At 51.8% G+C, this 3,198-nt stretch carries 3 protein-coding genes and 2 tRNA genes; 2 read left to right on the forward strand and 3 right to left on the reverse strand.

The window, feature by feature from the left end; translation table 11 throughout:
• The first annotated feature begins 65 nt into the window (after positions 1-65).
• Positions 66-141 (forward strand) — tRNA-Asn (locus tag ACKI5T_RS21765).
• Between the two features lie 123 nt (positions 142-264).
• Here ACKI5T_RS21765 and ACKI5T_RS21770 read toward each other — a convergent pair.
• The 3 genes from ACKI5T_RS21770 to nac all read right to left on the reverse strand — a co-directional run bounded on the left by ACKI5T_RS21770 (position 265) and on the right by nac (position 2,673).
• Positions 265-510 (reverse strand): DUF2543 family protein, encoded by a 246-nt coding sequence (locus ACKI5T_RS21770; RefSeq protein WP_407440133.1) that lies wholly within the window; start codon positions 508-510, stop codon positions 265-267.
• A 198-nt stretch (positions 511-708) separates the two neighbouring features.
• Positions 709-1,659 (reverse strand): HTH-type transcriptional regulator Cbl, encoded by a 951-nt coding sequence (cbl, locus tag ACKI5T_RS21775; protein ID WP_015959565.1) that lies wholly within the window; start codon positions 1,657-1,659, stop codon positions 709-711.
• A gap of 96 nt (positions 1,660-1,755) precedes the next feature.
• Positions 1,756-2,673 (reverse strand): nitrogen assimilation transcriptional regulator NAC, encoded by a 918-nt coding sequence (gene nac / locus ACKI5T_RS21780; protein WP_015959566.1) that lies wholly within the window; start codon positions 2,671-2,673, stop codon positions 1,756-1,758.
• A 320-nt stretch (positions 2,674-2,993) separates the two neighbouring features.
• Here nac and ACKI5T_RS21785 point away from each other — a divergent pair.
• Positions 2,994-3,069: transfer RNA gene (locus tag ACKI5T_RS21785), tRNA-Asn, on the forward strand.
• The last annotated feature ends 129 nt before the right edge of the window (positions 3,070-3,198 follow it).

Consider the following 3,198-nt stretch of genomic DNA (forward strand, 5'->3'; position numbering starts at 1 on the left):
AGCATGTTGAATTTAGTGTTGACACAAAATAGCGAGGCCATTAACATGCGCCTCGTTCACACGATTCCTCTGTAGTTCAGTCGGTAGAACGGCGGACTGTTAATCCGTATGTCACTGGTTCGAGTCCAGTCAGAGGAGCCAAATTAGAAAAGCCTGCTTAAGGAAACTTAAGCAGGCTTTTTACTTTTAGGGCTTTCATCGCCGCCAGTATACGAAAAAAGGCACGTTGCATTACGTGCCTTTTTTGCCAGGTCTTAGCGCAAGCTACTCATTGCCCCACTGATTGAGAAACGTCGCTATCTCATCGATACGTTCATCTTTGATGCCCGCTTCATTGGCCATCTCCTGCTGGGCGCTTTCGCTGATCTCTTCGTTATTCATTAAACGGGTGATCAGCAGTTGGAAATAGTGCGCCAGCGGTTCGCGTTCGGATTCGCTCACCGGCGTGGCGGTTTCCTTGGAATACTCATCCGCGATATCAAAATATTTAAGTGGAATTTCATTGGTCATAAGTGGCCCCAGGGGTTAACGCCTATTGAAGAGCTTGCGAGCGGATACACCGGCCCCAGCCTCACGAAGAGAATCATGATAACGCGTCATCGTGCAGGTGTCCTCTGATGGATGCTGAAACATGACTCATTCTGCGGCGTATTCATCGTCGAGACCGATTAAATCGCCACTTTTCGGGGTTTGCCAACTTGCTGACGATTAAATCTGATAATCGATCGCCACGTCTTCCGATTCCATCACCTGCCGTTTAATTTCATCAACCGATAGCCCGGCATTACATAACTCGATGAAACGCCATACGTAGTTGCGTTGCAGCTGTCCACGCTTTAGTCCCAGCCAGACGGTATTGGCATCAAATAAATGCCGGGTATCCAGCCGCACCAGATCGCTTGACTCGTGCTCCCCACCCGACTGTTCAGCAACAATGCCAATCCCCAGCCCCAATTCGACATAGGTTTTTATGACATCCGAATCCTGCGCGCTCAGCACCACATCCGGGGTAATCCCTTTCCGGTTGAATGCCTCGTCGATACGCGAACGCCCGGTAATCCCCTGACGATAGGTGATAAGAGGCCATTTGCCGATCGCTTCGAGCGTCAAAGGGGAAACCTGATTTAAGGGATGGTCTGAGGGCAAAAGCAGGCTGTGATGCCAGCGGAACCACGGAAAGGCCACCAGCAGCGGGTCGTTACTCAGGCGTTCACTGGCGATACCGATATCCGCCCCACCATTTTGCAACAGCACTTCAATCTCCTGCGGCGTGCCCTGAATCAACTCAAGACGGACCTCAGGAAAGAGTTCGCGGAAAACTTTGATCACTGGCGGCAGACTGTAGCGCGCCTGCGTATGCGTCGTCGCGATGGTCAACACGCCGGACGCATCATTGGTAAAGAGGTCCGCCAGTCGCCGTACGTTGCTGGCTTCGTTGAGAATGCGCTCTGCGATGGTCAAGAGCGCTTTACCGGGCTCAGTCATGCCCAAAAGACGTTTACCACGACGGATAAAAATCTCTATGCCCAGCTCTTCTTCCAGCTCGCGGATATGGCGGCTGACGCCCGACTGAGAGGTATAAAGCATGTTGGCGACTTCGGTCAGGTTGAAATCCCGCCTGGCCGCCTCACGGATAATTTTAAGTTGCTGGAAATTCACGATTCACCCCGGCGCATCTGATATCGCTCTATTGTTAGAGTCATCAGACCTACAGAACAAATAATAAAAACCAGCATCTTATTCCATTATGGAATATCAGCTTACCAGCTGCAGTTCTCGATTCTCCAGCGATGGACGACTTACCAGCGACATCAAAATCTCTTTCACGGCTTGCGCCTGAGGCGACAGAGAACCACGCGCTGACATGTTCAGAGACAATGGCAGGCTCATTGACGGCGTAGTGATGCGCGCCATCCAGCCATTCGCCGCACTGCACAGGGAACGTGCTGCAGATTCAGGCAGTACCGTCACGCCCATTCCGCTCGCAATTGCGGCAGTCAGGGTGGAAATAGAGTCGATCTCACCGATGATTTTCGCCGTCAGACGACGCAGAGAAAAGGCTTCGTCCACGCGCACACGCACGGCGCTGTAATCCCGCGGTAAGAACAGATTCATCTCCGCCACGGCCGTCAGGTCAATGCTTTGACCGGGGCAGTCCCGCGTGCCGACCAGATAAAGATCTTCTTTCAGCAGCGGCTGACTGGTGATTCCCGCAATTGGTGAACGGTCGTAAAGCACCGCCATATCCAGTTGGCCGTTGAGTAATTTGTCGTTCAGGACCGAACCGCTGTTTTCATGCAGATAGACCAGCACGTCTGGCAGCTCGGCGCGAACGGCCTGCAAAAGCGGCATGGTAATAGAGGAGGCAGCGGTTCCAGGTGCAAGGCCAATAGAGACCTGGCCACTTAGCGTATGTCCAACGTTGCACACCGCCAACTGGGCTTGCTCACACTGACGCAAAATCGTGCGGGCGTGAGTATAGAGAATTTTGCCCGCTTCGGTTGGCGTGACGCCACGCTTGGTGCGGATTAAAAGCTGCTGGTCCAGTTCACCTTCCAGAGTGGCCACCTGCTGGCTCAGTGCAGGCTGCGCGATATGCAACACTTCCGCGGCCTGGGTCAGGCTACCGATATCGACGATTTTTACGAAGTATTTCAGTCGTCTAAAGTTCATTTTGCCCCCTGTTAAAATGCAGTGCCAGTACTGGCGCTTGTTGTTGATAAGGTTTTTGCAATATGGATGCCAGTTTTTAAGAGAGGTCTGATAAGTTCGCTAAGCGGCTGAAAATAAGGAAATCTAATCACGACAGCGGGTTTTATTACTAAAACAGCGGTTTATGATCTGCCCCATAAGGGGTACATCTGCACCAGAATTGTGCAATCGGTGATAAAAAGCGGCACTTTGCTGATTTTGTCAGCAAACGATGATCAGAAGGCGATCCAGCCTTTGACAAGCGTCTGCGAGGTCGATAATATGCGCCCCGTTCACACGATTCCTCTGTAGTTCAGTCGGTAGAACGGCGGACTGTTAATCCGTATGTCACTGGTTCGAGTCCAGTCAGAGGAGCCAAATTAGAAAAGCCCGCTTAAGGAAACTTAAGCGGTCTTTTTGCTTTTCCGAAACACGTCTAGCGCGGTGCTTACGTACGCCATCTGCGGGTCAGCGGTTTCTCGACTTCCACAATCAGGAACATCACAA

It is taken from the genome of Lelliottia sp., from assembly GCF_045627565.1.
Lineage (GTDB): Bacteria > Pseudomonadota > Gammaproteobacteria > Enterobacterales > Enterobacteriaceae > Enterobacter.

Bases quoted from the DNA above. Each gene is read 5' to 3' on its own strand.
- ACKI5T_RS21770 (WP_407440133.1), bottom strand. From the start codon at position 510: ATGACCAATGAAATTCCACTTAAATATTTTGATATCGCGGATGAGTAT.
- nac (WP_015959566.1), bottom strand. From the start codon at position 2,673: ATGAACTTTAGACGACTGAAATACTTCGTAAAAATCGTCGATATCGGT.